At 64.6% G+C, this 25,615-nt stretch carries 21 protein-coding genes; 8 read left to right on the top strand and 13 right to left on the bottom strand.

Features of this window, described 5'->3' with window-relative positions; genetic code table 11:
- Nucleotides 1-427 precede the first annotated feature (427 nt).
- From glmS to PTE31013_RS01795, 5 genes are all read right to left on the bottom strand, one after another.
- Nucleotides 428-2,257, bottom strand: coding sequence for a glutamine--fructose-6-phosphate transaminase (isomerizing) (gene glmS, locus PTE31013_RS01815; protein WP_150611117.1), 1,830 nt, complete (start codon nt 2,255-2,257; stop codon nt 428-430).
- 118 nt (nt 2,258-2,375) lie between these two features.
- Nucleotides 2,376-3,737 (bottom strand): bifunctional UDP-N-acetylglucosamine diphosphorylase/glucosamine-1-phosphate N-acetyltransferase GlmU, encoded by a 1,362-nt coding sequence (gene glmU, locus PTE31013_RS01810; protein ID WP_150611116.1) that lies wholly within the window; start codon nt 3,735-3,737, stop codon nt 2,376-2,378.
- Between the two features lie 111 nt (nt 3,738-3,848).
- On the bottom strand, nt 3,849-4,805 hold the full coding sequence (gene ttcA, locus PTE31013_RS01805) for a tRNA 2-thiocytidine(32) synthetase TtcA (protein WP_150611115.1): 957 nt from the start codon (nt 4,803-4,805) through the stop codon (nt 3,849-3,851).
- A gap of 1 nt (nt 4,806) precedes the next feature.
- Entirely contained in the window at nt 4,807-5,202 is a 396-nt protein-coding gene (locus tag PTE31013_RS01800; RefSeq protein WP_150611114.1) for a dihydroneopterin aldolase, read from the bottom strand.
- Nucleotides 5,203-5,223: 21 nt separating this feature from the next.
- On the bottom strand, nt 5,224-6,066 hold the full coding sequence (locus PTE31013_RS01795) for an SDR family oxidoreductase (RefSeq protein ID WP_174978396.1): 843 nt from the start codon (nt 6,064-6,066) through the stop codon (nt 5,224-5,226).
- 268 nt (nt 6,067-6,334) lie between these two features.
- On the opposite strand from PTE31013_RS01795, the gene PTE31013_RS01790 reads away from it, so the two are divergent.
- The 3 genes from PTE31013_RS01790 (at nt 6,335) to PTE31013_RS01780 (ending at nt 8,958) form a co-directional block, all read left to right on the top strand.
- A complete protein-coding gene (locus tag PTE31013_RS01790; protein WP_150611113.1) occupies nt 6,335-7,552 on the top strand; it encodes a class I SAM-dependent methyltransferase in 1,218 nt (405 codons plus the stop codon).
- A gap of 27 nt (nt 7,553-7,579) precedes the next feature.
- Nucleotides 7,580-7,774, top strand: a complete 195-nt coding sequence (locus PTE31013_RS01785; protein WP_017235747.1) for a DUF2905 domain-containing protein — start codon at nt 7,580-7,582, stop codon at nt 7,772-7,774.
- A 290-nt stretch (nt 7,775-8,064) separates the two neighbouring features.
- Nucleotides 8,065-8,958: a glutamate/aspartate ABC transporter substrate-binding protein gene (locus PTE31013_RS01780; RefSeq protein ID WP_425495530.1), complete on the top strand. Its 894-nt coding sequence runs from the start codon at nt 8,065-8,067 to the stop codon at nt 8,956-8,958.
- Nucleotides 8,959-9,017: 59 nt separating this feature from the next.
- On the opposite strand, the gene PTE31013_RS01775 is transcribed toward PTE31013_RS01780, so the two are convergent.
- The 4 genes from PTE31013_RS01775 to PTE31013_RS01760 form a co-directional block, all read right to left on the bottom strand.
- Nucleotides 9,018-10,268 (bottom strand): multifunctional CCA addition/repair protein, encoded by a 1,251-nt coding sequence (locus tag PTE31013_RS01775; RefSeq protein ID WP_150611111.1) that lies wholly within the window; start codon nt 10,266-10,268, stop codon nt 9,018-9,020.
- A complete protein-coding gene (locus tag PTE31013_RS01770) occupies nt 10,265-10,909 on the bottom strand; it encodes a glutathione S-transferase family protein (protein ID WP_150611110.1) in 645 nt (214 codons plus the stop codon). Before PTE31013_RS01770 ends, PTE31013_RS01775 begins: the two co-directional genes overlap by 4 nt.
- A 63-nt stretch (nt 10,910-10,972) precedes the next feature.
- Nucleotides 10,973-11,923, bottom strand: coding sequence for a complex I NDUFA9 subunit family protein (locus PTE31013_RS01765; protein WP_150611109.1), 951 nt, complete (start codon nt 11,921-11,923; stop codon nt 10,973-10,975).
- Between the two features lie 51 nt (nt 11,924-11,974).
- Nucleotides 11,975-13,972 carry a lytic transglycosylase domain-containing protein gene (locus PTE31013_RS01760; RefSeq protein ID WP_150611108.1) on the bottom strand — a complete coding sequence of 666 codons (1,998 nt, stop codon included), beginning with the start codon at nt 13,970-13,972 and terminating at the stop codon, nt 11,975-11,977.
- A 24-nt stretch (nt 13,973-13,996) separates the two neighbouring features.
- On the opposite strand from PTE31013_RS01760, the gene PTE31013_RS01755 reads away from it, so the two are divergent.
- The 4 genes from PTE31013_RS01755 to pxpA are packed head-to-tail and all read left to right on the top strand — an operon-like array spanning nt 13,997 to nt 17,113.
- The gene (locus tag PTE31013_RS01755) at nt 13,997-14,668 is read left to right on the top strand and encodes a 5-formyltetrahydrofolate cyclo-ligase (protein WP_246173857.1); all 672 of its coding nucleotides are present in this window, start codon (nt 13,997-13,999) and stop codon (nt 14,666-14,668) included.
- On the top strand, nt 14,665-15,318 hold the full coding sequence (gene pxpB, locus PTE31013_RS01750; RefSeq protein ID WP_150611107.1) for a 5-oxoprolinase subunit PxpB: 654 nt from the start codon (nt 14,665-14,667) through the stop codon (nt 15,316-15,318). Before PTE31013_RS01755 ends, pxpB begins: the two co-directional genes overlap by 4 nt.
- The gene (locus PTE31013_RS01745) at nt 15,315-16,325 is read left to right on the top strand and encodes a 5-oxoprolinase subunit C family protein (protein ID WP_150611106.1); all 1,011 of its coding nucleotides are present in this window, start codon (nt 15,315-15,317) and stop codon (nt 16,323-16,325) included. Before pxpB ends, PTE31013_RS01745 begins: the two co-directional genes overlap by 4 nt.
- Before the next feature lie 41 nt (nt 16,326-16,366).
- A complete protein-coding gene (gene pxpA / locus PTE31013_RS01740; RefSeq protein ID WP_150611105.1) occupies nt 16,367-17,113 on the top strand; it encodes a 5-oxoprolinase subunit PxpA in 747 nt (248 codons plus the stop codon).
- Nucleotides 17,114-17,252: 139 nt separating this feature from the next.
- Here pxpA and PTE31013_RS01735 read toward each other — a convergent pair whose 3' ends face one another.
- Nucleotides 17,253-18,779, bottom strand: coding sequence for a CoA-acylating methylmalonate-semialdehyde dehydrogenase (locus PTE31013_RS01735; protein ID WP_174978395.1), 1,527 nt, complete (start codon nt 18,777-18,779; stop codon nt 17,253-17,255).
- Between the two features lie 122 nt (nt 18,780-18,901).
- Complete coding sequence (aptA, locus tag PTE31013_RS01730; RefSeq protein WP_150611104.1) at nt 18,902-20,230, bottom strand: omega-aminotransferase AptA; 1,329 nt, start codon at nt 20,228-20,230, stop codon at nt 18,902-18,904.
- 348 nt (nt 20,231-20,578) lie between these two features.
- Here aptA and PTE31013_RS01725 point away from each other — a divergent pair, with 348 nt between their 5' ends.
- Nucleotides 20,579-22,027: an aminotransferase-like domain-containing protein gene (locus PTE31013_RS01725; protein ID WP_150611103.1), complete on the top strand. Its 1,449-nt coding sequence runs from the start codon at nt 20,579-20,581 to the stop codon at nt 22,025-22,027.
- Here the strand turns inward: PTE31013_RS01725 and PTE31013_RS01720 are convergent.
- Nucleotides 21,951-23,429 (bottom strand): TolC family protein, encoded by a 1,479-nt coding sequence (locus PTE31013_RS01720; protein ID WP_174978394.1) that lies wholly within the window; start codon nt 23,427-23,429, stop codon nt 21,951-21,953. The genes PTE31013_RS01725 and PTE31013_RS01720 overlap by 77 nt on opposite strands.
- A 17-nt stretch (nt 23,430-23,446) precedes the next feature.
- A complete protein-coding gene (locus tag PTE31013_RS01715) occupies nt 23,447-25,600 on the bottom strand; it encodes a peptidase domain-containing ABC transporter (RefSeq protein ID WP_174978393.1) in 2,154 nt (717 codons plus the stop codon).
- Nucleotides 25,601-25,615: the final 15 nt, after the last annotated feature.

Genomic DNA, 25,615 nt, shown 5'->3' with positions numbered 1-25,615 from the left:
AACGCCAAATCGTACGCAGATGTGACCGACGTCATATTCAACGCGTTCAGCCCCGCAGAACCACCGCAGCGCCTCCAGTAGGCGCGCTCCCACGCCGACCCCAATCCGGCGCACGCACGCGACTCCAGAAGGCTTAGCGGAGCCGCCTCGCGCATCAACTTGCGGCCGAGAAGCGCTTAGGTTTGCCGGGAGACCCCTTTCCACAGATTGCGCATTTCGACGGAAAAAATCCCCGATTTGAGGAAAAATGTGGGGGTATTTCCGGGGATTTTTGCGCGAAAAAAAGGCCAACGTGCAAAAGCATCGTCGGCCCTATTTGGCGGGACTCTCCACGGCGGGAGACCCCCTCATTTATCCAGCATTTCGCGGACGTTTTGAAGCGTTTCTATTTGTTTTAGACAGCTGGCTATCCACCAGCCCCCTTCCCTCACTCCACCGTCACCGACTTGGCCAGATTACGCGGCTTGTCGACATCGGTGCCGCGCGCGCAGGCGGTGTGATACGCGAGCAATTGCAGCGGCACGACGTGCAGAATCGGTGAAAGCTGGCCGTAGTGCTCCGGCATGCGAATCACGTGGATGCCATCCGCGTTCGCGATCTGCGTGTCCGCGTCGGCGAAAACGTACAACTGGCCGCCACGCGCACGCACTTCCTGCATGTTCGACTTCAGCTTCTCGACCAGCGCATCGCGCGGCGCGACCGTCACCACCGGCATCTCTTCCGTCACCAGCGCCAGCGGACCATGCTTGAGCTCACCGGCCGGGTACGCCTCGGCGTGGATGTACGAGATTTCCTTGAGCTTGAGCGCGCCTTCCAGCGCGATCGGGTAATGCAGGCCCCGGCCCAGGAACAGCGCATTCTCACGACGCGCAAAGTCCTCCGCCCACGCGATGATCTGCGGCTCCAGTGCCAGCACGCTGTGCAGCGCCGCCGGCAAGTGACGCAACTGCGTCAGGTAGTCGGCTTCCTGAGTCGCCGTCAGACGGCCGCGCAACTTCGCAATCGTCAGCGTCAGCAGGAACAGTGCCGTCAACTGCGTGGTGAACGCCTTCGTCGACGCCACGCCGATCTCCGTGCCCGCGCGTGTGAGGTAGTGCAGCGCCGTCTGGCGCACCATCGCACTCGTGCCCACGTTGCAGATCGCCAGCGTGTTCGTCATGCCCAGCGACTGCGCATGTTGCAGCGCCGCCATCGTGTCGGCCGTCTCGCCCGACTGCGAAATCGTCACCACCAGCGTCTTCGGATTCGGCACGCTGTCGCGATAGCGATACTCGCTCGCCACTTCCACTTGCGTCGGAATCTGCGCCAGCGACTCCAGCCAGTACTTGGCCGTCATGCCCGAGTAATAGCTCGTGCCGCACGCCAGAATCAGGATCGAGTCGACGCTGCCCAGCACCGCTTCCGCCGTCTCGCCGAAGAGCGTCGGCGAAATGCCTTCCACGCCCTCCATCGTGTCGCCAATCGCACGCGGCTGCTCGAAGATTTCCTTCTGCATGTAGTGACGATACGGGCCCAACTCCACCGCGCCCGTGTACGCCTGCACCGTGCGCACTTCGCGCTCCACGGCCACATCGTTGCGGTCCACGATCGTCACGCCGTCGAGCGTGAGTTCGACGACATCGCCCTCTTCCAGGTAGATGAACTGATCGGTCGTGCCGGCGAGCGCCAGTGCGTCCGAGGCGAGGAAGTTCTCGCCCTCACCCACGCCCACGACCAGCGGCGACCCCGCGCGTGCGCCCACCACACGGTGCGGCTCCTGCTTGCGGAACACCGCGATCGCGTAAGCCCCATGCAGACGGCGCGTCGCCAGGCGCACCGCGTGATACAGATCGCCCGCCGCACCGTTCGACAACAGGTGATGCACCAGGTGAGCAATGACCTCGGTGTCGGTCTGCGACACGAACACGTAGCCCAGACCGCGCAGCTCGTCACGCAGGCTCTCGTGGTTCTCGATAATGCCGTTATGCACCAGCGCCACATCGTCGCGCGAGAAAATCGGATGCGCATTGTCCGTGACCGGCGCACCGTGCGTCGCCCAGCGGGTGTGGGCAATGCCCGTCTCGCCGCCCAACTGCGTCTGCGCCAGTTGCTCGTCGAGATCGGCCACGCGCGACACGCTGCGCGCACGCTGCGGCACACCATCCTTCAATACCGCCACGCCGCACGAGTCGTAGCCGCGGTACTCCAGACGACGCAGCCCCTCGACCAACACCGGTACTACATTACGTCGCGCTACCGCGCCGACAATGCCGCACATATTCGCTTCCCTTAGTGCCAGGAACCCTGGCGCATTCGATCGGATGCAATCCGTTTTGACTCGCCGGCGCGCGCTTTGGATTGCCTCCGCTTCGCACGCCGGTCCATTACCGCCGATTTTACTGCTTCTGCTTGCGCGGACGAACGTAGCCCAACTTCGCTTCCTGCGTCTTGCCGTTGAGCACCAACGCGTCTTCCGGCGTGTCCTTCCACACGGTGGTACCCGCGGCGATCGTCGTGCCGCGCCGCACCGTCACCGGTGCCACGAGCTGGGTGTCAGAGCCGATGAAGACATCGTCCTCAATCACCGTGCGATGCTTGTTCGCCCCATCGTAATTGCACGTGATGGTGCCCGCGCCGATGTTGACCCGCGCGCCTACCGTCGAGTCGCCGACATAGGCCAGGTGGTTGGCCTTCGAACCCTTCGCGAGCGACGCATTCTTCACTTCCACGAAGTTGCCGATGTGCACCTCGTCAGCCAGATCCGCGCCCGGACGCAGGCGCGCATACGGCCCGACGTGCGCATCGGCACCTACCACGGCGCCGTCCAGATGACTGAATGCCTCGATGCGCGTGCCCGCGCCGATGCTGCTGTTGCGAATCACGCAGTTCGGACCGATCGTCGCGCCATCGCCAATCGTCACCTTGCCTTCGAACACGCAGTTCACGTCGATCGAGACGTCGGTGCCGCACACGATCTCGCCGCGCAGATCGAAGCGCGCCGGATCGATCAGGGTGACGCCCGCCGCCAGCAGCGCGCCCGCCGCATTGCGCTGGTAGTCGCGCTCCAGCTCGGCAAGCTGCGCCTTGTCGTTCACGCCATTGGGCTCCCACGCGAAGGCCGGCTGCGTGGTGACGACCGGCACGCCGTGCGCGACCGCACACGCAATCACGTCAGTGAGGTAGTACTCGCCCTGCGCGTTCTGATTCTTCAGACCGGCCAGCCAGCCCTTGAGCGCTCGCGTCGGCGCCACGATGATGCCCGTGTTGATTTCGCGAATGGTCAGCTCGGCCTCGTTGGCATCTTTCTGTTCGACGATGCGCAACACATTGCCCGCCGCGTCGCGCACGATCCGGCCGTACCCAGTCGGGTTGTCCAGATCGACAGTGAGCACGCCCAGCTTTTCGCGACCGGCGGCGTCCAGCAGCGCCTGCAAGGTCTCGGGTCGCGTGAGCGGCACGTCGCCGTAGAGCACGAGCGTCGGCACCGACTCGTCGAGCAGCGACGCCGCTTGCTGAACCGCGTGACCGGTACCCAACTGCTGCGCCTGCTCGGCGAAGTGCACGCCGTCGCCGGCCACCGCGTCGCGCACAGCCTCGCCACCGTGGCCGATCACCACGATGAGCTTGCCCGGCGTGAGCTTGCGTGCGGTCGCAATCACGTGCGACAGGAGCGGCCGGCCGGCCAGTGGCTGCAACACCTTGGGCAGCTTCGAGCGCATGCGCTTACCCATACCGGCGGCGAGAATCACAATATTCATGGCGTCGTGACGATTCGAGAGTGGAAATCCGTGTGTCGGGGTCAGGCGACCGCGCCGGTTCGTCCGGCAGGCCGCATCCAGCTAGGGTGCCGCGAGTGGTCGCGAGCGCGTTCAGTCGTCGAATTGCGTGATACGAATGATGCCGGCGTCGTTCTCGTCGCCACACGGCGCTTCGTCGAACGCGATATCACCGAGCGGATCGGGCTGCCCCGTCGCACGCAAATGCTTGAAGTCGTGAAGGTTCGTATCCATCAGATGCGACGGCACCACATTCGAGAGCGCACTGAAAATCGATTTGATACGCCCGGGGTGCTGCTTCTCCCACAGGCGGATCAGCGCCTTCATCTCCGCGCGCTTCAGGTTCGGCTGGCTGCCGCACAGCGTGCACGGAATGATCGGAAACTGCTTGTACTCGGCGTAACGCTCAAGATCCGACTCGCGCACATAGGCGAGCGGGCGGATCACCACGTTCTTGCCGTCGTCCGACTGGAGCTTCGGCGGCATGCCCTTGAGCTTGCCACCGTAGAACAGGTTCAGGAAAACGGTCTCGATGATGTCGTCGCGATGGTGGCCCAGCGCGACCTTGGTCGCACCGAGTTCGCCGGCCACACGATAGAGAATGCCGCGACGCAGGCGCGAGCACAGCGAGCACGTCGTCTTGCCCTCGGGCACCACACGCTTGACGATCGAATACGTGTCCTGGTTCTCGATGTGGAAATCCACGCCGATGGAGCGGAAGTAGTCGGGCAACACATGCTCGGGGAACCCCGGCTGCTTCTGATCGAGGTTGACCGCAACGATCGAGAAGTCGATCGGCGCACGCTCGCGAAGCTTGAGCAGGATGTCGAGCATGGCGTAGCTGTCCTTGCCGCCGGACATGCACACCATCACACGGTCGCCCTGCTCGATCATGTTGTAGTCGCCAATGGCCTGCCCCGTCAGACGGAACAGCCGCTTCTCGAGCTTGTTGTTCTCGAACGCGAGTTTCTGCGCTTTCTTCACGCTATCGGCGGCGACGCTTCCGGCCGCAGCCAGCGGCGCACCGGTCTCGGGCATGACGGCACTCATGTCAGGCACCCTTCATCTTGAACACTTCGATGCCGACCGAGTGGCAATCGGAATAGACGTCGGGCTTCTCGGTCGACACGCCCACGGCGCGCACGCGCGGATGCGCGAGCAGCGCACTCGCGACGTCGTCGCACAAGGTTTCCTGCAGGTGGATGTGCCCCAGCCCCACGCGCTTGGCGATGGTCTCTCGCATGAAGTCGTAATCGACCACTTCGTCGAGCTTGTCCGCCACGGGCGTGCTCTCGGCGAGCGGCACGAACAGTTGCACGTTGATCAGCACGCGCTGCTCGCCACGCTTTTCGTAATCGTGCACGCCGATGTTGATGAACACTTCATAGTCGCGCAGGAACATGCGACGACAGTCCATCAGGCGAGGGTGGGAAAGAGCGCTATGCATTTTGAAAACTCTTAATGACAATCAACGAGACCGGTCGGCTTCGGCCGGCTCGGTCAGAAATTTCACGTCGCGCGACGAACTCGCGAGATGTTGCCCGCCATCGACATACAACACGGTGCCGGTCACGGCAGGCGCGTCGGTCAGATACGCCACCGCCTGCGCAATGTCCTCCGGCGTCGACGAGGCGCCCAGCGGAGTGGCCGCGTGCGCCGCCGCAAAGCCCACCGGGGTCTGGTCGACCGACAGCAACGTGACCCCAGGCGCCACGCCGACCACGCGCAAGCGGGGTGCGAACGCCTGGGCAAGCAACGTCGTCGCCAGTGCCAGCGCCGCCTTCGACAGCGTGTACGACAGGTAATCGGGATTCGGATTCGCCAGCTTCTGATCGAGCAGATTGACAACGACGCCGCGTCCCGACTCGCCCAATGCGGCATGCATCTCGCGCGCGAGCACGAGCGGTGCGCCCGCATTCACGCGCATGTGACGCTCCAGTGCCTGGTAGCCGAAATCGCCGGCGCTATCGTACTCGAAGCGTGAGGCATTGTTGACGAGGCACGTGGGCACGCCCAGCGCCGCGGCACACCGGGCGATGAGCCCGGCGGTGGCGGCTTCGTCCGCCAGCGACGCCTGCAAGGCCACTGCACGGCGCCCCAATGCCTCGATGGCCGTGACCGTCTCGAGCGCTTCGGCGTGCGAACGCTCGTAGTGAACGGCGACGTCCCACCCCATGCCGGCGAGCCGCAACGCGATGGCGCGACCGATCCGGCGCGCGCCTCCCGTCACCAGCGCCACGCGCGGCACGGCAGGCGTACCGGCAGGGTCGCCTGCGACAGACGTAGGGCGTGGCGTCGATGCAACGGTCATGCGGCGAATTCCTGTCAGAGAACGGTTGGGTTGATGCACTTCGGGCAACAAGGGGCCTCGAGGGGCCTGGACGAACGCTCGGTGCTGTCGCTCGCGACGGCGTCTCCCTTCGTCCAGTCGGCGGGAAAATATCGCCAGCACTGGCGAAAATCACGCAAAAACGACTCGAAATTGACGAAAATCGGCGCAAATCACCGCAAAATGGCGCGTTGACGCGCCAATATCGACCGAAGCAGCCAGCCAGCACCGTCTCCGTTACAATGCCCGCATGAATCAGGCCGCACCCAAACCCCGTAGTTTACCCGTTCCGGAGCCGGACGCGCTCGAACACTCGCGCCGCCTCACGGCGTATCTTGCCGACACCATCGACGCGGCTGGCGGCTGGTTGCCGTTCGATCGCTTCATGGAACTGGCCCTTTACGCGCCCGGTCTTGGCTACTATGCGGCCGGTGCCGCGAAATTCGGGCGCCTGGCCGCCGACGGGAGCGACTTCGTCACCGCGCCGGAACTCACGCCGTTCTTCGCACGCACGCTGGCCCGCCAGGTCAGCGAGATCTTCGAACAGACAGGCGACGCGCAAGCGCTGGAATTCGGCGCAGGGTCCGGACGCCTGGCGGCCGACCTGCTGCTCGCGCTCGACGCCGAAGGCACGCCCTGCGAACGCTACTCGATCATGGAACTCTCCGGCGAGCTGCGTGCGCGCCAGCGCGAGACCATCGCCACCGCCGCGCCGCATCTGCTCGATCGCGTCACGTGGCTCGACCGGTTGCCCGACGCCTTCCAAGGCGTGATGCTCGGCAACGAAGTGCTCGACGCCATGCCGGTGCGCCTATGGACACGCCGCCCGGACGACGGCGGGCAGCCCGTTTGGTTCGAGCGCGGCGTGGTGCGTAACCAGGAAGGCGGCTTCGACTGGGAAGCGCATCGCCACACTGGCCCGTTGCCGCAGGCGCTCGATGCGCTGGCTGATCTGCCGCCGACGCAGGAATATCGGACGGAGACACACGAAGCCGCCTCGGCATTCGTGCGCAGCGTGGCGCCTCTGCTCGCGCGCGGCGTCTTGCTGCTCATCGACTACGGTTTCCCCGCGCGTGAGTATTATCATCCGCAGCGCGCAGACGGCACCTTGATGTGCCATTACCGCCACCACGCTCACGACGATCCGTTCTATTACCCCGGCTTGCAGGACATTACCGCTCACGTGGAGTTTTCGGGGATCGCCGATGCCGGCGTCGAAGCGGGTCTCGATCTGCTGGGGTTCACCTCACAGGCCCGATTCCTGATGAACGCAGGCATCATCGAGCTGATGAGTGCGCTCGATCCGACTGATCCGAAGACGTACCTGCCGGCCGCGGCCGCCGCGCAGAAACTGCTCTCGGAAGCCGAGATGGGCGAACTCTTCAAGGTCATCGCGTTCGGTCGCGGCATGGACGAGTGGGCGGGCCTGCTCGGCTTTGTCACCGGCGACCGCAGCCACGCCCTCTGATCCCCTTTACCGCGAGGCCACACCGATATGTTTCGCTGGATGTTCACGATCTTCATCGCGATCTGCATCCTCTCGGCGGCCTCGCCGTGGCTGACCAAACTCGGCATCGGCCGGTTGCCCGGCGACCTGCGCCTTCGCTGGCGCGGCCGCGAGATGGTCTTCCCGTTTGCCTCGACCGTCGTGCTCTCGCTTGTCTTCAATCTGCTGATTCGCCTGCTGTAGTCGCGGTCGGGCGATGCAACACCTGTTGCCACGTCCGTCCGACCGGCCCGCTCCCGGGTTCCCGGTTCCCTTTTTGCGCGCCCACCCGCAACGCCGATCCGCCGTCGATCCACCGTCGATAGCCGGTTCGGCACGCGTCTGCGCGCGTCGCCGTCATGGCGGCGCGCCGGACGGCTGTCATCGCTAGGGTTAACAACGATTTGATCATTTGTTGCAAAAAAATTAATATGAAACAAATGATTCAATCGTGAATCAAGGTGAGGCCATTTCAGGAGCAGAACATGATCAAGATGCGATTGACCGGGGTGATGCTGGGCGTAGCGATGAGTGTCGCGACGGGAGCGGCGCTCGCGCAGCCTGCGTCCGAGACGCTCCAGAAGATCGAGAGCAGCGGCGTGATCTCGATTGGGCATCGCGAGTCGTCGATTCCGTTTTCGTACTACGACAACAATCACAACGTCATTGGCTATTCGCAGGATCTATGCAACAAGGTCGTCGAGGCGGTGAAGACGCGCCTGAAGAAGCCCGATCTGCAAGTGCGCTTCATTCCGGTCACCTCGCAGAACCGCATTGCCCTCGTGCAGAACGGCACCGTTGATATCGAGTGCGGCGTGACGACGAACCTGAAGGCGCGTCAGGCGCAGGTCGATTTCTCGGACACATTCTTCGTCGCGGGCACGCGGCTGCTCGTGAACAAGCATGCCGGCATCAAGGACTTCCCGGATCTGGCGGGCAAGCCGGTCGTGACCAATGCGGGCACGACGTCGGAGCGCATCCTGAACAGGATGAACAACGAGAAGAAGATGAACATGAGCGTCATCTCGGGCAAGGACTATGGGGAGTCCTTCACCATGCTCCAGGGCGGTCGCGTGCAGGCGTTCATGATGGACGACGTACTGCTCGCCGGTGCGCGCACGATGGGCCGCAACCCCGACGACTGGGTCGTCACGGGCACGCCGCAATCGTTCGAAGCCTACGGCTTCATGATGAAACACGGCGACACCGAGTTCAAGAAGCTCGTCGACGACACGCTCGCCGGTGTGATGAAGAGCGGCGAGATCAACAAGATGTACAAGAAGTGGTTCGAGTCGCCGGTGCCGCCGAAGCAGATCAACTTCAACTTCGCAATGAGCGACCAGCTCAAGCAGATCTACGCGAATCCGAACGACAAGGCGTTCGAGTAAGCGAACCTTGCCGGTCGCGGGCACGCGCAGACGCCGACGTCTCGCGTGCCCCCGGAGGCTCAGTCTCCCTCGCCCCTCAACCCCGCCGCCTTGACGGCATCGATTCTCGCGGCCTGCACGGCGTCGCGAATCTTCAAGGGATGATCGGCGTACTGACCCGCCACCGCCCCGGCGTCGATGCTGCGCGCCGCGCCGAGTGCCGCGATCAATCGATCGCGTTGCGGATACGGTGCCGTGGCAAAGTCGCCGCCGCGTCCGCGCGCATCGGCTTCGCAGGCCTGAAGCACCTCGACGAACCGATCGGGCTTTCGCAAGGCGTCGCATCGCTCCAGCAACCGCACGAGCGCCGCCGCCCCGAACTTCAGACACCCGTGGATATTGCCGTGCTCGCGCGCGACGACCTGCGCGAGCGCTCGGCATTCGACCGGAACGCGCAAGCGCGCGCACAATGGCCCGAGCAGGTCGACACTGCGCCCCTCATGCCCGATGTGACGCGGCAACACATCCTCCGGCGTCGTGCCTTTGCCGAGATCGTGTGTGAGGGCAGCGAAGCGCACCGGCAGCGAAAAGCCCTGCGCCGCGGCGTAGTCGAGCACCATCATCACGTGCACGCCGGTGTCGACTTCGGGATGGAAATCGGCGCGCTGCGGCACGCCCCACAGCCGCGCCACCTCCGGCAGGATGCGATCGATCGCCCCGCACGCGCGCAGGACATCGAACATACGCGACGGACGACGCTCCATCAGCCCGCGTGAAATCTCCTGCCAGACGCGCTCGGCGACCAGGGCATCGACCTCGCCGTTGGCCGTCATCTCGCGCATGAGCGCGAGCGTCTCGTCGGCCACGGAAAAGTCCGTGAAGCGCGCGGCAAAACGGGCACACCGCAGAATTCGCACCGGATCTTCCGCGAACGCCTCGCCGACGTGGCGGAACAACCTCGCCTCGAGGTCGCGCCGGCCGCCGTAGGGATCGACCAGTTGATCCGACAGACTGTCGTCGGGCATGACCTCGCGCGCCATCGCATTGATGGTGAAATCGCGCCGCACGAGGTCTTCTTCGAGCGTGACTTCGGGGGCGAAGTAGAACGAAAAGCCGTGATAGCCGCGTGCCGTCTTGCGTTCGGTGCGCGCGAGCGCATACTCGGCCTGCGTCTTGGGATGGAGAAACACCGGGAAGTCGCGGCCCACCGGTTTGAAGCCCTGCCGCACCATGTCCTCGGGCGTTGCGCCCACCACCACGTAGTCCCGATCCTTCACGGGCAATCCCAGCATGGCGTCGCGAATCGCGCCGCCAACCGCGTAAATCTTCATGGACGCACTTCGTAGTAAGCAACGCGCTGCGCCTCGCCGCGCCCCGCGGCCACCCACGCCTGCACGGCAGCCACTTCGCGAATGCGCTCGGCGTATGCCTGCGCGTGCGCCGACAACGCCGGCTCGAACGTCGCAAAACGCATCACGACAGGGGCGTAGAACGCATCGGCAATGGTGAAGTCGCCAAACAGGAATGGGCCTTCGTGGCGCGCGAGGCAATCCTCCCAGATCGCTTCGACGCGACGGATGTCGGCGAGCACCTCCGGCGTCGCGCCCGCCCCCGGCCAATGTACGCCGACGTTCATCCACATATGCGTGCGCAGCGCGGTGAATCCGCTGTGCATCTCGGCGCAGACGCTACGCGCATGGGCTCGCGCGTCACGCGATTTGGGCCACAGCGGCAGATGCGGATAGCTGTCGGCCAGGTACTCGCAGATGGCCAACGAGTCCCAGACGGTCACGCCGTTGTCGATCAGGCACGGGACTTTGCCCGTGGGCGAGTAGCGCAGGATCTGCTCGCGCGAGTCAGGCTGCGCGAGCCACACGTTGCGTTCTTCGAAGGCGATGCCAAAATGCTTGAGCAAGACCCACGGACGCATCGACCACGACGAGTATCGCTTGTTGGCAATGATCAGTTGCATGACGACTTTCCTTGCGCGCGTGGCGCATCGGGATTGACGCGCCGGATGGAAATGGGGAAGGCGTCAGCGCCCCGCGTAACGCCGATAGTCCGACAGACGACGCGCCTCGCTGTCGCCATCGAGATAATCGACGGCAACCTCCAGACCGTTCGGGATGAGACCGAGTTCAGGCGCCAGCGGGCCGCTCATGACGTTATCCACACGCATCGAATCGAGATTGTCGCGCGTGATGATCGGCTCGCCCGGCATCACCTCGAAGAGGATCGCCTGCAGGCGCGCGGTGCGCTCCGGCAACGGCAGGATCGGCCGCTCGCAGCCGCACGCGGCACCGGCAAAGCGAACGAGCGCCTCGAGCGTGTACACCTCCGGTCCGCCCAGTTCATACGTCTTGCCGAGCGTGGCGTCGTTGTCGATCGCTCGCGCGAACACCTCTGCCACATCGATCACGTACACCGGCTGGAAGCGCGCCGTCGCACACGCAAGCGGCACGACCGGCAAGCGCCGCTGCAGCTTGGCGAACGTATTCAGGAAGTGGTCGCCCGGACCGAACACCACCGACGGGCGAAAGATCGTCACGGGGATGCCCGTCTCGCGAATCGCCACTTCGCCGTCGCCCTTCGAGCGCTGGTACATGCTCGGGCCGTTCGAGTCGGCGCCCAGGGCGCTCATGTGGATGAGCCGCGCGATGCCGCGGTCGCTGCACGCCTGCGCGATCTTGCGCGGCAGTTCGACGTGCGCCCGCGCAAATGCGCGACCGTAGGGCATGCCCCGGTCGCTGTGCAGAATGCCGACGAGATTGATGACCGCGTCGCTGCCCGCGATCACACGCTCCAGCGCGCGCGGGTCGTGCACATCGCACTCGACGAGTTCCACGCCAGGCAGCACGCCAAGCGCCTTGGCGGCATCGGCGCGACGCGTGGGCAAGCGCACGGCGTAGCCCATCGACACCAGCCGGGCAACCAGATGGCTGCCGATGAAGCCGGTGCCACCGACGACACAGACGTTATAGCGCATGCGTCACCTCCGCATCATGACTGAGGGTGCGCGACCCCGATCGCCGCCTGGTCACTCGGGCAGGATGACGCCGAGCCGCTCCTTGAGCGATTGCGGACGGCCCGTGATCAGGGCCGAGTAATACGTGGTGTTCGACAACACGTTCTCGACATATGTGCGCGTCTCGTTGAACGGGATCGTCTCGGCGAAGATGGCCCCCTCGACCGGACGATCCAGCGTGGACCGCCATGTGCGCGGACGCCCCGGGCCGGCGTTGTAACCGGCCGACGCCAGGACCGCCGAGCCGTCGAACTTGTTGTAGATATCCGCCAGATAGCTCGTGCCCAGACGGATATTCGTGTCGATGTCGTGCATCATGCCCGGCTGGTAGTCCATGCCGATCTGCCGCGCGACCATCTTCGCAGTGGCCGGCATGATCTGCATCAGACCGCCGGCGCCAACCGACGAGCGGGCATTGATGATGAAGCGCGACTCCTGCCGGATCAGGCCGTAGGCCCACGCTTCGTCAAGATCGACGGCCGCGGCCAGGGGCTCCACCTTGTCGCGGAATGGCATCAGGTAGCGCAGCGCGAAGTCGTGCTCGACCTTCGTGCGATCGGCCGTGTTGACCGTGCGGTCGAACAGTTCGATCTGGTTGGCGTACTGGGCGGCGGCGAGCAACTGGCGATCCGTCATGTTGCGCAGCTCCCAGTTCCACTCGCGATTGCCTTCAAAACGCAAACCGAGATCATAGAACTTCGCGGCGCGCCGGAAGCCGGCGTTCGTCCGGTTCGCGTCGATCTCGGCCTGGGTGACGGTCGTGCGCGGCGGCAGCGACGTCTTGTTGCCCAGTTCCTCGTTGGCCAGTTGGCCGTAGAAGTTGGGCTGCATGGCGATCTTCTGGAACTGGGCACGCGCGGCATCGCCCTTCCCGGCTTCGCGCAGCGCACGGCCGTACCAGTAAGTCCAGACACCGTCATTGCGCAACGCCGTCGGCATCGCTTCAATGCCGGTGCGCACCACGTTCCAGTCGCCCGCGCGCAGCGCCGCACGAATCTTCCATTCCTGCGCCGTGGTCGAGAGCTTGGCGCTCCCGGCCTGACGATACCAGGTGATCGCCATCGGATTTTGCGACAGTGCCCCGCGCATGCCGATGCTGCCCCAGCCAACGGCGCGCTCGCCCGGCGACAGGCTGTCCGCAACACTCGAGAAAGTACTTGCCGCCAGCATCGCGTCGCTGCGGGCCATGCGCACGATGGCGAGCAGCGTGAGCTGATGCGACGCCTCCGAACCGTCCACCCCACGCGCGAGAATCTGCGCCGGACGCGTGGCGGCCATGTCGAGCAGGCTGTCGTCCGGGCGCGCGGCGCCCAGCGCATCGGCAATCTGCTTGCCGAGCGACGTGTAGTTTTCCTCGTAGGCCAGACGGATCTGATGCCAGACTTCCTTGCGCGGCAACTGGCCGCTCGCGGCCAGCGTATTGATCATGTCGACACACCCCTCGCCATAATGCTTCGGCGTGGTCAGCAGATCGGTGGCGGCCTGCGCGACGTTCTCGCCGCGCGCGGCACGCGACATCAGCGCGTAGCATTTGACCTGGGTGTCGTCGTCGAGCACGAACTTCGGATATTCGGCGTCGAACGTCTGCCAGTCGTGGCGCTTGCCGAGCACCAGCAGCCAGTCGTTGCGCAGGCGGTCGGCGATCGCCTGACCATCATACGTGCGCAGGAAGGCGCGGATGTCGTCGTCGGGCGCATCGATCAGTGCCTTGCCCGAGCGGTCGAACATGCGCGGCTTGATCTGGAAGTACTGGACATACGACGGCACGTCGTAGCCGGAGAGCATGGCGGCGAGCGCCGTGGCGCGCGGCGCGTCGTTGGCGCGGGCCGCTTCGCGCAGTTGCACGAAGATGTCGTCGGGCGAGAGCGGGTTGGCAGATGCCGCCGAACGGCTCGCCGCCGAATGCGCCTTGGCGCGGCCAGTCGCCTGGGTCGTGCTGCAGGCGACGAGCGCAGCAGCGGTCAGGGCCAGCGCAACGGCGCGATATACTCGGGTCAAACGTTCTGACATCTTCGGGGGAGCGTCGGATAAAAAGTGAATTCAAGCATAGCACGGGACCCCACCCAGTCGGCGGCCCAAACGTCAGGAAATGGGACCGAATCGGCGGTCGGAAAGGCACGCCTGCGCAAGGCGTTGCTCGATACGCGCACCACGCTCGCCGGGCGTGCCGCACGCGACGCCGCCCTCGCCGCGCGCCTCGCTGACGCGCTGACGCGTCGCGCGCCGCGCTGTGTCGGCTTCTACTGGCCGATCCAGGGCGAATTCGACGCGCGCGAGGTCGTCTCGGCATGGCTCGCGCAGGCATCGCCCAACGCGCCGCGCCTGGCCGCACTGCCGGTCGTGACCGCCCTGGGCGCCCCACTCGTCTTTCACCGCTGGACGCCCGACGCGCGCATGACCGAAGGCCGCTACCGCATTCCGGTGCCGCTCGAGGGCGAGGTGCTCGCGCCCGACCTGCTGCTGGTGCCCTGCGTGGGCTTTACCCGCGACGGCCTGCGACTCGGCTACGGCGGCGGCTTCTACGACCGCACCCTGCATTCGATGACGCCTGCGCCGCAAACGCTCGGCATCGCTTACGACGCCCTCGAAATCGACAGTCTCACGGCCGAAGCCCACGACCTGGCGCTCGACGCCATCGTGACCGAGTCGGCGACCTTCGCGCGCACCGGCGGCAACCCAGGCGAATCCGGGATCACCACGCCATGACAACGCTCAAGATACTGCCGCTCGGCGACAGCGCGCTCGTGTGCGAAGCGGGCACCACCCCCACGCTCGCGACCCAACGCCGCGTCTGGCATGTGGCGGCCCTCGCGAAGGATTGGCCTGATGTGCGCGAAGTCGTACCGGGCATGAACAACCTCACGCTGGTGTTCGACCCGTTGACCATCGATATCGACGTGCTGGGCGAGCGTCTGCGCGACGCGTGGCAGACCCAGCCGATCGCCGGGGAGGTCGGACGCGACATCGAGATTCCCGTGCACTACGGCGGCCAACAGGGTCCCGACCTGGCCGAGGTCGCCAGGCATGCGCGTCTGCAACCGAAGACGGTCGTGCAACGCCATGCCGCACCGGAGTACATCGTCTACTTTCTCGGCTTCCAGCCGGGCTTCGCCTATCTGGGCGGACTCGACGATTCGATTGCCACACCGCGTCGCGCCGAACCTCGGCTGTCGGTCCCGGCCGGGTCGGTCGGCATCGGCGGCAACCAGACCGGCATCTATCCGCTCACCTCTCCCGGCGGCTGGCAAATCATCGGCCACACATCCAGTGCGCTGTTCGACCCCACCGCGACACCGCCCGCCTTGCTGGCCCCGGGCGACCGTGTGCGCTTCACCATCGCGAGCCTCGACCTGTGATCGATATCCTGCGTGCCGGCCTGCTCACCACGGTCCAGGATCTTGGCCGCTCCCGTCTGCGTGAATTCGGCGTGGCCAGCGGCGGCGCCGTCGATCCGCTCGCCTGCGCCGTCGCCAACCGCCTCGCGGGCAACGAACCGAACGCCGCCACGCTGGAAATCACGATGGGGGCCTGCGTGCTGCGCTTCGCATCCGCGACCCTCGTGGCGCTGGCTGGCGCCGATTGCCATGCCGATCTCGATGGCACCCCCGTGTGGTCCTGGTGGCGCTTCCCCGTCTCACGCGGCCAGACGTTGACGTTGCGCCCGGCGCGGTTCGGCATGCGCACCTATCTGGCGGTGGCCGGCGGCATCGATGTTCCCGAGACACTGGGCTCGCGCAGCACCGACCTGGCAGCCGGCTTCGGCGGCTTCGAGGGCCGCGCCCTGCGTGACGGCGACCGCATCGCCATCGGGCAACCCAGCGCCGCCGCACGCAAGGCCGCGCCGCTGGGGGTGCGTCCGCCGGTGTGGTTGTCCGATCCGCTGGCGCACCGCGTCCGGGTGCTGCCCGGCCCGGAATACGACGATTTCACGGCCGTCTCGCACAAGGGTTTCTGGGAGCATGCCTGGCACGTCACGCCCAACAGCAACCGCATGGGCTACCGGCTGTCCGGCCCGGAACCGCTCGCGCGCAAGAAGAACCGCAGTCATGACCTGCTGTCGCACGGCGTGTTGCCGGGCGTGATTCAGGTGCCGCCGTCGGGGCAGCCGATCATTCTGCTGGCCGACGCGCAGACCACCGGCGGTTACCCGAAGATCGGCACGGTGATCAGCGCCGATCTGTGGCGGCTCGGACAGGCACGACTCGGCAGCACGCTATATTTTTCGGAATGCAGCGCCGCCGAGGCGCGTGAAGCACTGCACGACCAGCGCCGTTATCTCGCCCAGATCGAGCGCGCGCTCACGTGGCACGATCGCGGCATCCTGACGACATCGCGAGTGCACGCGATCTCGCGCAAGCGCTGACATCGCGCACGCGCAACGGCATCCCCGCAGGAGAATCCCGGATGAAAATCGATCTGAACGTCGACCTCGGCGAAGGTTGCAACTACGACGAAGCGCTGCTCGGCCTGGTCAGCTCAGCCAACGTGGCTTGTGGCTGGCACGCGGGCGACGCGGGCACGATGCAGCAGGTGGTGCGCTGGGCGCTGGCGCGCGGCGTGGCCATCGGCGCGCACCCCAGCTTTCCCGATCGTGAGAATTTCGGCCGCACGCAGATGCAGCTTCCGCTCGACGAGATTCGCGCGGGCATGCTGTACCAGATCGGCGCGCTCGCCGCGATGGTGCGCGCCCAGGGCGGCTGGCTGTCGCACGTCAAGCCGCACGGCGCACTCTACAATCAGGCGGCACGCGACCCGGCACTGGCCGAGACGATCGTCGAAGCGATTCGCGCGTTCGACACCGACCTTGCGATCTTCGGGCTGGCTGGCGGCGAGTTGGTGAACGCCGCGCGGGCGGCCGGTATGCAGGCCGTCGATGAAGTCTTCGCCGACCGCGGCTATAACCCCGACGGCTCACTGGTCAAACGCGGCACGCCCGGTGCGTTGCTCGAGCGCGAGGAAGATGCGCTCGCCCAAACGCTGATGATGGTGCGCGAGCAGTGCGTGCGCGCCATCGACGGCACGCTCGTGCCGATCCGGGCGCAAACCGTCTGCCTGCACGGCGATGGCGAACACGCACTCGAATTCGCACAGCGCATTCGTGGCTTCCTGCTCGACGAGGGCATCGACATCGAGCCGGTTCGCCAGCCCTGACGTTCGCTGTCATCCCAGGTCAAAACGCCGTCCGAGGGCAGTTCACCCTCGGACGGCGTTTTCATTTCGATGCCGGCAGGCACCGGCACCTTCGCGGCACGGCGCGATGTTGATCGAGCTGATCGCCGCTTGATCGCCGTTATTGGCCGAGCGTCGGCATGACGAGCGACGACGCGGCATTCGCCGGGCGTCCCTCCGACCAGCGACGCGTGACCACCTTCGAGCGCGTGTAGAAGCGCACCGACTCCGGTCCGTAGATGTGCTGGTCACCGAACAGCGAATTGCGCCAGCCGCCGAACGAGAAGTACGACACGGGCACCGGAATCGGCACGTTCACGCCGACCATGCCGACTTCGATCTCGTCTTCGAAGCGTCGTGCAGCACCGCCCGACGTCGTGAACACCGCCGTGCCGTTGGCATACGGATTACGGTTGATGAGTGCAATCGCTTCTTCCAGCGTCTTCACACGCATCACGGCCAGCACCGGCCCGAAAATCTCGTGGCGATAGATCGACATCTCCGGCGTCACGTTGTCGAACAAGCACGGGCCAATGAAGAAGCCCTCGTCACGCTGGGCGACCTTGAGGCCACGGCCGTCGACCACGAGCTTCGCGCCTTCGCCGACACCGGCATCGACATAGCCACGCACCTTGTCGCAATGTGCACGCGTAATCAACGGCCCCATCTGCGCGACGGGATCGGTCCCGTCGCCGACCGGCAGCGACGTCGCGGCTTGCGCCAGACGCGCCACCAGCGCGTCAGCCACGTCGCCGACCGCCACGGCCACCGAGATCGCCATGCAACGCTCACCCGCCGAGCCGTACGCCGCGCCGATCAGCGCATCGACAGTGAAGTCGAGGTCGGCGTCCGGCATCACCACGCCATGGTTCTTCGCGCCGCCGAGTGCCTGCACGCGCTTGCCGTGTGCCGACGCCGTGCTGTAGATGTATTGCGCAATCGGCGTGGAGCCGACGAACGACACGGCGTTGACCTCCGGATGCGCCAGCAGGGCATCGACCGCCGCCTTGTCGCCGTTCACGACGTTGAGCACGCCGTCGGGCAGTCCGGCGTCCTTGGCCAGGCGCGCGAGCAGCAGCGCCGCCGACGGCACCTTCTCGGACGGCTTGAGCACGAACGTGTTGCCGCAGGCCACGGCCATCGGGAACATCCACAGCGGCACCATCGCGGGGAAATTGAACGGCGTAATGCCGGCGCAGACGCCCACCGGCTGGTGAATCGAATACGTGTCGACGCCCGTGCCCACCTGCGGCGCGATCTCGCCCTTGAGCAACTGAGGGATGCCCATGGCGAATTCGACGACCTCGATGCCGCGCGTGACTTCGCCGCGAGCGTCGTCGAGCGTCTTGCCATGTTCCTGCGTGATCAGTTGCACGATCGCTTCGCGATGCGTCTCGAGCAGTTCGCGGTACTTCATCATCACGCGGGCGCGCTTCATCGGCGGCGTGGCACGCCAGCCAGGCAAGGCAGCACGTGCGGCCGCCACGGCAGTGGCGACATCCGTCGCGCCACCCAGGGCTACCTGGCGGATCACGTCGCCCGTGGCCGGGTTCGTCACTTCGCCAAAGCGACTTTCGGCTTCCCCCGAAGCGACGCTTGCGCCGCCAATCCAATGCTCGATACGTTCGGTGCTCACTCGTTGATTCATGTCGATGTCCGTGATAACGCTGTCGGTGGGCAAACGTCCGCCCGAAGCGGGCGTTCGCCGTTTCTGTCTGATGGGTGGCGGGACGCCGCGCCGCGGCCGCCCCACCTTGCTGCCGAGGTCGCTTACGCCGTCTCGCGAATGGCTTCCGCCACGATGCCGAACAGCTCGTCGATCTGCGCTTCGCTCACGATGAGCGGCGGCGAGAACGCCAGGATGTCGCCCGTATAACGCACCAGCGCGCCTTTCTCGAAGCACTTGACGAAGATCTCATGCGCGCGGGCGCCCGGCTTGCCGTCGCGGTTGGACAGTTCGATGCCGCCGACCATCCCGAGGTTTCGGATATCGATGACGTTCGGCAGATCGCGCAGACCGTGAATGGCCTTCTCGAAATGCGGCGCGAGCGTTGCCGCGCGCTCGAACAGGCCTTCGTTCTGATACAGATCGAGTGCCGCGCAAGCGGCGGCGGCTGCCAGCGGATGGCCGGAGTACGTATAGCCGTGGAAGAACTCGATGGCGCCCGCATTGCCGGCATCGACGATGGTGTCGTACACGCCCGTCTTCACCGCGACGGCGCCCATCGGAACGGCGGCATTGTTCACGCCCTTGGCCATCGTCATGATGTCCGGCGTCACGCCGAAATACTGGGCGGCGAACGGCTTGCCCAGACGACCGAGGCCGGTGATGACTTCGTCGAAAATCAGCAGAATGCCGTGCTTGTCGCAGATCTCGCGCAGTTTTTGCAGATAGCCGTGCGGCGGTACGAGCACGCCGGTGGAACCGGCGAGCGGCTCGACGATCACGGCGGCGATGGTCGACGCGTCGTGCAGCGTCACCAGTCGCTCGAGTTCGTCGGCCAGATGGGCGCCCCAGGCGGGCTGGCCCTTCGAGAACGCGGTTTCCTTGATGTTGAGCGTGTGCGGCAGATGGTCGACCGCCGGTAGCAGTTGACCCGAATAGGCCTTGCGATTCGGCGAGATGCCGCCCACCGAAATGCCGCCGAAGCCCACGCCGTGGTATCCGCGTTCGCGGCCGATAAGCCGCGTGCGCTGGCCTTCGCCACGCGCACGATGGTAGGCCAGGGCGATCTTCAGGGCGGTGTCGACCGACTCCGAGCCCGAGTTCGTGAAGAAGATGCGATCGAGCCCCTGCGGGGTGATGGCGGCGATCTTGCTCGCAGCCTCGAACGCCTTCGGGTGCCCCATCTGGAAGGTCGGCGCAAAGTCCATCTCACCGGCCTGCTGACGGATCGCCTCGACGATCTCGGTGCGACAGTGACCGGCGTTCACGCACCACAGACCGGCGGTGCCGTCGAGGATGCGGCGATTGTCCGACGACGTGTAATACATGCCCTCGGCCTTCACCAACAGGCGCGGCGAGCTTTTGAACTGTCGATTGTTGGTGAACGGCATCCAGAACGCCGTCATGTCGAGATTCAGGTCTTTCATGTTCATCGCGGGGACTCCCCAGGGCAAGGCTCGATCAGGAGGTTCCGTGACCGGCACGATGGCGCGCCACGGGTGGATGGGATCGATCCTACGAGAGGCCAACCGATACAGACATGTACAGTTACTCGGAAAATGTATATTCTGTATCGGTCAATCACCTCAACTGTATTGGCAACAGCCGATGCGATGGGCGCGTTGCCGTCCTTCCCCTCGTAGGAAGGATGGTGAGCGGGATCTGTCGAGGGCTGGCCTTGTGCTGCCCTTCACTGTCCGATCCCCTCTGTACGCCCGCTCAGGCGCCATTGGCGACATCGACACCCTCACCACGCTGGCGAATACCGCCGCCCCGACACCATGGTCCAACCGCTTGCTTTCTCCCTGAACCGCGCTCAACCGGAAGCCCTCGTCGACCAGATCGTGCGGGAGGTCGAGCGAGCGCTACAGCGGCAAACGCTGCACGCAGGCACGCGTATGCCGTCGATCCGGTCGTTGGCGAAGGCGCATGGCATCAGCACGTTCACGGTGGTGGAGGCGTATGACCGGCTCGTCGCGCGCGGCACGCTCGTGGCCCGGCGCGGCGCGGGCTTCTTTGTCGCCGGCGTGGCCGACGCGCGAGACACGGGGTTGGCCAGTCCCGGCGGCTCGCTGGCCGTGAGCACCACGGCCAGCGAAGTCACCAACGCGTGGCTGCTCTCGGAAATCTTCGCGGATGACGCAATCGCCGTGAAGAGCGGCTGCGGGTGGCTGCCTGACAGTTGGCTCGACGAAGACGGGCTGCATGGCGCGCTACGCTCGCTCTCGAAAGGACCGGGCGCACATTTCGCGCACTACGGACATCCGCGAGGCTATGGGCCGCTGCGCCAGTGGCTGGCGCGGCGTCTGGGCGAGTTGTCCATCGACGCGCCGCCCGAACACATCGTGCTCACGCATGGCGCGACGCAGGCGCTCGATCTGGTCGTTCGCACGCTGCTCAAGCCGGGCGATACGGTATTGGTCGAGGCACCGGCGTACTGCAATCTGCTGGCGGTGTTGCGTCTGGCGGGTCTGAACGTCGTCGGCATTCCGCGCACGGAGGCGGGTCTCGATCTCGCCGCATTGGAGCAAGCGGCACAGACGCACCGTCCGCGCGCGCTGTTCGTGAATCCGGCGTTGCAGAACCCGTTGGGGACGTCGCTCACGCCGGCGACGGCCCATCGCATCCTGCAGTGCGCCGAGCAGCACGGTTTCTGGATTGTCGAAGACGACATCTACCGCGAGCTGGCGCCTGCGGGCACGCCGTCATTGGCGGCGATGGACGGTTTGTCGCGCGTGATCTACGTGTCGAGTTTTTCGAAGACGATTTCGCCGTCGGTCCGCGTGGGCTATCTGGCGTGTTCGCGCGATCTCGCGCATGAAATTGCGCGCAGCAAGATGGTGGCTGGACTCACGTCCTCGGAAATCAACGAGCGCATCGTGCATGCGATTCTCACCGAGGGGCGTCACCGCAAGCACATCGAACGCCTGTCGGACCGGCTGACGCGTTCGCGCGCGCGTCTCATCACGCAGTTGCAGTCGCACGGGGTGACGCTGCTGGCCCAGCCGGAGGGGGGGATGTTCGTCTGCGGCAGCTTGCCGCAGACGTCGCGACCGGCGCGCGAACTGGCTGAAGCCGCGCTGCTCGAGAGCATCATGTTGGCGCCGGGCGAGTTCTTTCTCGCGCACAACGAGCCCTGCCACTGGTTCCGCTTCAACGTTGCGTATTCGGATGACGCGCGGCTGTTCCGCTTTCTCGATCGGGCGGCGGCGGGGAAGTTGGCTGCATGATCCCAAGCAATGGCCGGCGCGATGTCGGCGACGCAAATGCCGGTTTGCCGTCGACGCCCAACTGACCGAGGCTCGCCGCCAACGTCAGCTTTGCCAGATGCCAGCGCGACCGAGACACGGTCATGGCACGCTCCGCATCGGCCAAAACATTCTGCGCACTCATCAATTCTTCGATATTCCCGATGCCCTCCTGATACCGCCCACGTGCGATCTCGTAGGATTGCTTCGCGTCATCGTACAAACGAATTTCAAAGGCACGGCTCAACGATAAGGCGCGCATCTCACGATGGGTTTGCCATATGCGCGAATAGAGATTTCGCTCGGTAGCCCGCGTTTTCGCTCGAACCAGGTCGACCATGGCATCAGCTTCGCGCGCGCGGCGTTTTCTAAGCCCACCGTCGTAGAGCGGGATACTGATCTGAATCCCGATGCGGGCACTTGATCCGGCCCGTTCAACGGCAAACGAACCGGAGCCGATTTCCTGATTTACGCTGCCAACCAATGTCACCGATGGCCCCCAGGCATGCTGGATGGCCTCCCGCCCGGACGCTTCCGCGCGTATTTCTGCATACGCCTCTCGTAATGCAGGATGGTGTTGCCGGAGTTCGGCCATTAGATCCTCTACCGGCGGCAACGGATCAGGGGGATATGCGCCATCGAATTCCTCGCGCGCCAACGCGAACACAGTGTCCATATCGATGCCGATCAACGCGGCCAGCGCACCGCTTCGCTCGACGACCTTTGCCCTCGCGTTCAATCTGACGAGCGCGTGCCGAGCGTACGCGGTACGGGCGCGCAGCACATCGGCCAATGCACCGACACCGGCCTCGAATCGTGCGCACGCCGCCATAGCACTTCGCATCGCCACACTTTCGCCCCTCGACGCCGTCACAAGTTGCGACTGCGCCTCGACGGCTGCGTAGTAGGCGCGGGCGACATCAAAAATTACCTGCTGAAGCCGAACGTCCTGTAGTGCGGTCGCGACGGCCAATCGGCTTCGCGCCTGTTCGAGACGCGCGCTGCGAGAACCAAAATCGAGCAGCAGCCAACTGATGTTGGCTCGCCAGTGGCCGGTACTCCGAACGGCATCGGCTTTACCGCCAAACCCATCGATATCCGATAAGTCGTTGACTCGCGAGACCTGCCCCCCCGCGTGTGCCGATGGCAAATATGCGGCCCGCGCGACGTCGATGCCCGCCGCGCGGGCGGAAACCTCCGCCCACGATTGGCTGACGCGGGGGTCGAACGCCAACGCCTGGCGTACGGCATCGTCGAGCGTCAGCGCGATGCTCGCGGCCGACGCCTCGAAAGCCTTAGTCGTCGGAAGGCAGCTCGCATGAACGGATAGGCTTGCGGCAACACAAAGAAGGCTCGCCACCATCCATTCCACAGTGCGGATCATGCGCTTTCCGCCGAAAATCATGAATCGATCCGCACGCCAGCTACACACGACGGGCCAAGCGATTGACGGCGGTCAGATGCGATGGTCCCTCCACGAATCTCGATGACCCTGTCCACGCTGGCAATGGTTTGAGGCCGATGGGCAATGACCACACGCGTCATGCGAAGCGACCCGATCGCCGTATTCACGCGTCGTTCGTTCTCCACGTCCAGGTGGCTTGTCGCCTCGTCCAACAAAAGAATAGACGGGCGTTTATATAGTGCGCGCGCAAGCAGAATACGTTGCTTCTGCCCACCGGAGAGCACACCTCCCATATCGCCGACCAGTGTGTTGTATCCCATGGGCATTGCTTCGATATCGTCGGCGACACACGCCACGCGAGCACATTCGCGAACCCATCCGGCGTCGGCCTTGGTGTCGAACAGGCAAATGTTGTCTACCAGCGAGCCCGCGAATAGGGTGTCTTCCTGCATGACGGCACCCACTGCCTGACGAAGCCTGTGCACGCCCATCGTATGCAGCGCCATCCCTCCCAACGAAATCGTGCCGGCGCACGGTACGAGAATGCCGAGCATCAAATACATCAACGTCGACTTACCGCTTCCCGATGCGCCAACAATGGCCACCGACTCCCCTGCCGCTACCGAGAAGGAAATGTTTTCCAGAATGAACGGTTCGTGCTCGCTGTGGCGAAAGCTCAGCGTCGCAACGTCGATACTTGCATCGGCAAGCGGCGCATCGCTCGTAACGGCGTCTCCCGAGGTTTCAGGCGCATGCAACGCGATATCGGCAAGGCGGGCAGCCTGCACCCCCAACATCTTGAACTCGGCGAACTTGTCTATGAGAGAGGTCACCTTAGTCTGAAACTGCGTTTTGTACGCAAGCAAGGCAATTAGCGCGCCGACCGTCAGTTCGCCACCAATAACCAGCGCTGCCGCCATCCAGATCACCACGATGTTCTCGACGCCACTGAGAAAGCCATTGGCATGGCGATTCAGGAGTGTCATCTTCTGAATGCGAATATCTGCATTGACTTGTTGCACAAGAAGCGTCAGCCAGTGCAATTGCCTTTCATCTTCCCGCGAAAAAAGCTTGATGGTCCTGATACCTCGAAGTGTCTCCAAAAAATGACTTTGCTGGCGTGAGGCCTGAACCAGATGCGCCTCGGTTGCCCGAAAGATCGGGCGATGTAGCACCAGTCGCAGTAACGCGTAAGCCGCGACGAACGCCAGCACGACAACGCCGAGCACCGGGCTATAGACAAATATCAGGATGAGCGTCAGGCCAGCCATCACCCCATCGAGCCCGGCCTCGACAAAGGACGTCGTCAGTGTTCTCTGGATCTCGTCAATGGCACCGAAGCGAGACAGCACATCTCCCAGGTGTCTCTTGACAAAGTAGCTCACCGGCAGTCGTACCATATGCGCGAACAGATTGGATCGCCATTGCAGGTTCCACGTGACACCGAGCCGCATTAGCGACCAGGAGCGCAGTGCCCCAGTCGCATGCTGGCAAACAAGCATTAATGAGAACCCGATCGCGAGCGTCATCAGGAGATCCCGGTCCGCATTGAGCAGCGCATGGTCAACCACCCACTGAAGGTAGAAGGGCGATACCAGAACGAAGACTTCCAGCGACATGGCGAGCAAGACAAGCTGCGTCATTGAAGTGGTGAGACCGGTGACGTTGCCGAGCAATTGTCCGATGCGTATCCTTTTTCTTTCATCGCACGCCACGAAATCGATGCCTGGCCACAGTTCGAGCGCGACGCCAGTAAAACATTTCGAGACCTCGGAAAGCGCAACGGTCCTGCGCCCCTGGGCCGGATCGTGAATGACCGCCTCTCGTGCGTTGGCACGAACCAGCACGACAAAGTGATCGAAATTCCAGTGCAAAATGCAGGGCAGCTTCAACTTCCCCAGGGCATCAAGCTCCAGACTCACTGCGCGACTCGCAAGCTGCAGACAACGCGCAATACTGACCACGCTCGCGAGCGTGGCGCCCCGCTGAGAAACCGGGAATCGCGAGCGAAGCGACTGCAGGTCTACACATCGGCCGTACCGCCCTGCGATCATTGCCAGGCGCGCTAAACCGCACTCTGCGGCTTCGGCCTGAAGGATCGTGGGTACCGGCTCGCGAGAAAAGAGATCAAAGTCACGCCACTTCGCCATACGCATCTCCCAGGC

This window comes from Pandoraea terrigena (assembly GCF_902459705.1).
Taxonomy (GTDB): domain Bacteria; phylum Pseudomonadota; class Gammaproteobacteria; order Burkholderiales; family Burkholderiaceae; genus Pandoraea; species Pandoraea terrigena.
This window is presented reverse-complemented; position numbering and strand designations above follow the sequence as displayed.

Bases quoted from the DNA above. Each gene is read 5' to 3' on its own strand.
- ttcA (WP_150611115.1), bottom strand. From the start codon at position 4,805: ATGAGTGCCGTCATGCCCGAGACCGGTGCGCCGCTGGCTGCGGCCGGA.
- PTE31013_RS01765 (WP_150611109.1), bottom strand. From the start codon at position 11,923: ATGCGCTATAACGTCTGTGTCGTCGGTGGCACCGGCTTCATCGGCAGC.
- pxpB (WP_150611107.1), top strand. From the start codon at position 14,665: ATGACAACGCTCAAGATACTGCCGCTCGGCGACAGCGCGCTCGTGTGC.
- PTE31013_RS01780 (WP_425495530.1), top strand. From the start codon at position 8,065: ATGCGATTGACCGGGGTGATGCTGGGCGTAGCGATGAGTGTCGCGACG.
- aptA (WP_150611104.1), bottom strand. From the start codon at position 20,230: ATGAACATGAAAGACCTGAATCTCGACATGACGGCGTTCTGGATGCCG.
- PTE31013_RS01785 (WP_017235747.1), top strand. From the start codon at position 7,580: ATGTTTCGCTGGATGTTCACGATCTTCATCGCGATCTGCATCCTCTCG.
- PTE31013_RS01800 (WP_150611114.1), bottom strand. From the start codon at position 5,202: ATGCATAGCGCTCTTTCCCACCCTCGCCTGATGGACTGTCGTCGCATG.
- PTE31013_RS01770 (WP_150611110.1), bottom strand. From the start codon at position 10,909: ATGCAACTGATCATTGCCAACAAGCGATACTCGTCGTGGTCGATGCGT.
- PTE31013_RS01790 (WP_150611113.1), top strand. From the start codon at position 6,335: ATGAATCAGGCCGCACCCAAACCCCGTAGTTTACCCGTTCCGGAGCCG.
- glmU (WP_150611116.1), bottom strand. From the start codon at position 3,737: ATGAATATTGTGATTCTCGCCGCCGGTATGGGTAAGCGCATGCGCTCG.
- PTE31013_RS01715 (WP_174978393.1), bottom strand. From the start codon at position 25,600: ATGGCGAAGTGGCGTGACTTTGATCTCTTTTCTCGCGAGCCGGTACCC.
- PTE31013_RS01735 (WP_174978395.1), bottom strand. From the start codon at position 18,779: ATGAATCAACGAGTGAGCACCGAACGTATCGAGCATTGGATTGGCGGC.
- PTE31013_RS01760 (WP_150611108.1), bottom strand. From the start codon at position 13,972: ATGTCAGAACGTTTGACCCGAGTATATCGCGCCGTTGCGCTGGCCCTG.
- PTE31013_RS01720 (WP_174978394.1), bottom strand. From the start codon at position 23,429: ATGATCCGCACTGTGGAATGGATGGTGGCGAGCCTTCTTTGTGTTGCC.
- glmS (WP_150611117.1), bottom strand. From the start codon at position 2,257: ATGTGCGGCATTGTCGGCGCGGTAGCGCGACGTAATGTAGTACCGGTG.
- PTE31013_RS01775 (WP_150611111.1), bottom strand. From the start codon at position 10,268: ATGAAGATTTACGCGGTTGGCGGCGCGATTCGCGACGCCATGCTGGGA.
- PTE31013_RS01725 (WP_150611103.1), top strand. From the start codon at position 20,579: ATGGTCCAACCGCTTGCTTTCTCCCTGAACCGCGCTCAACCGGAAGCC.
- pxpA (WP_150611105.1), top strand. From the start codon at position 16,367: ATGAAAATCGATCTGAACGTCGACCTCGGCGAAGGTTGCAACTACGAC.
- PTE31013_RS01795 (WP_174978396.1), bottom strand. From the start codon at position 6,066: ATGACCGTTGCATCGACGCCACGCCCTACGTCTGTCGCAGGCGACCCT.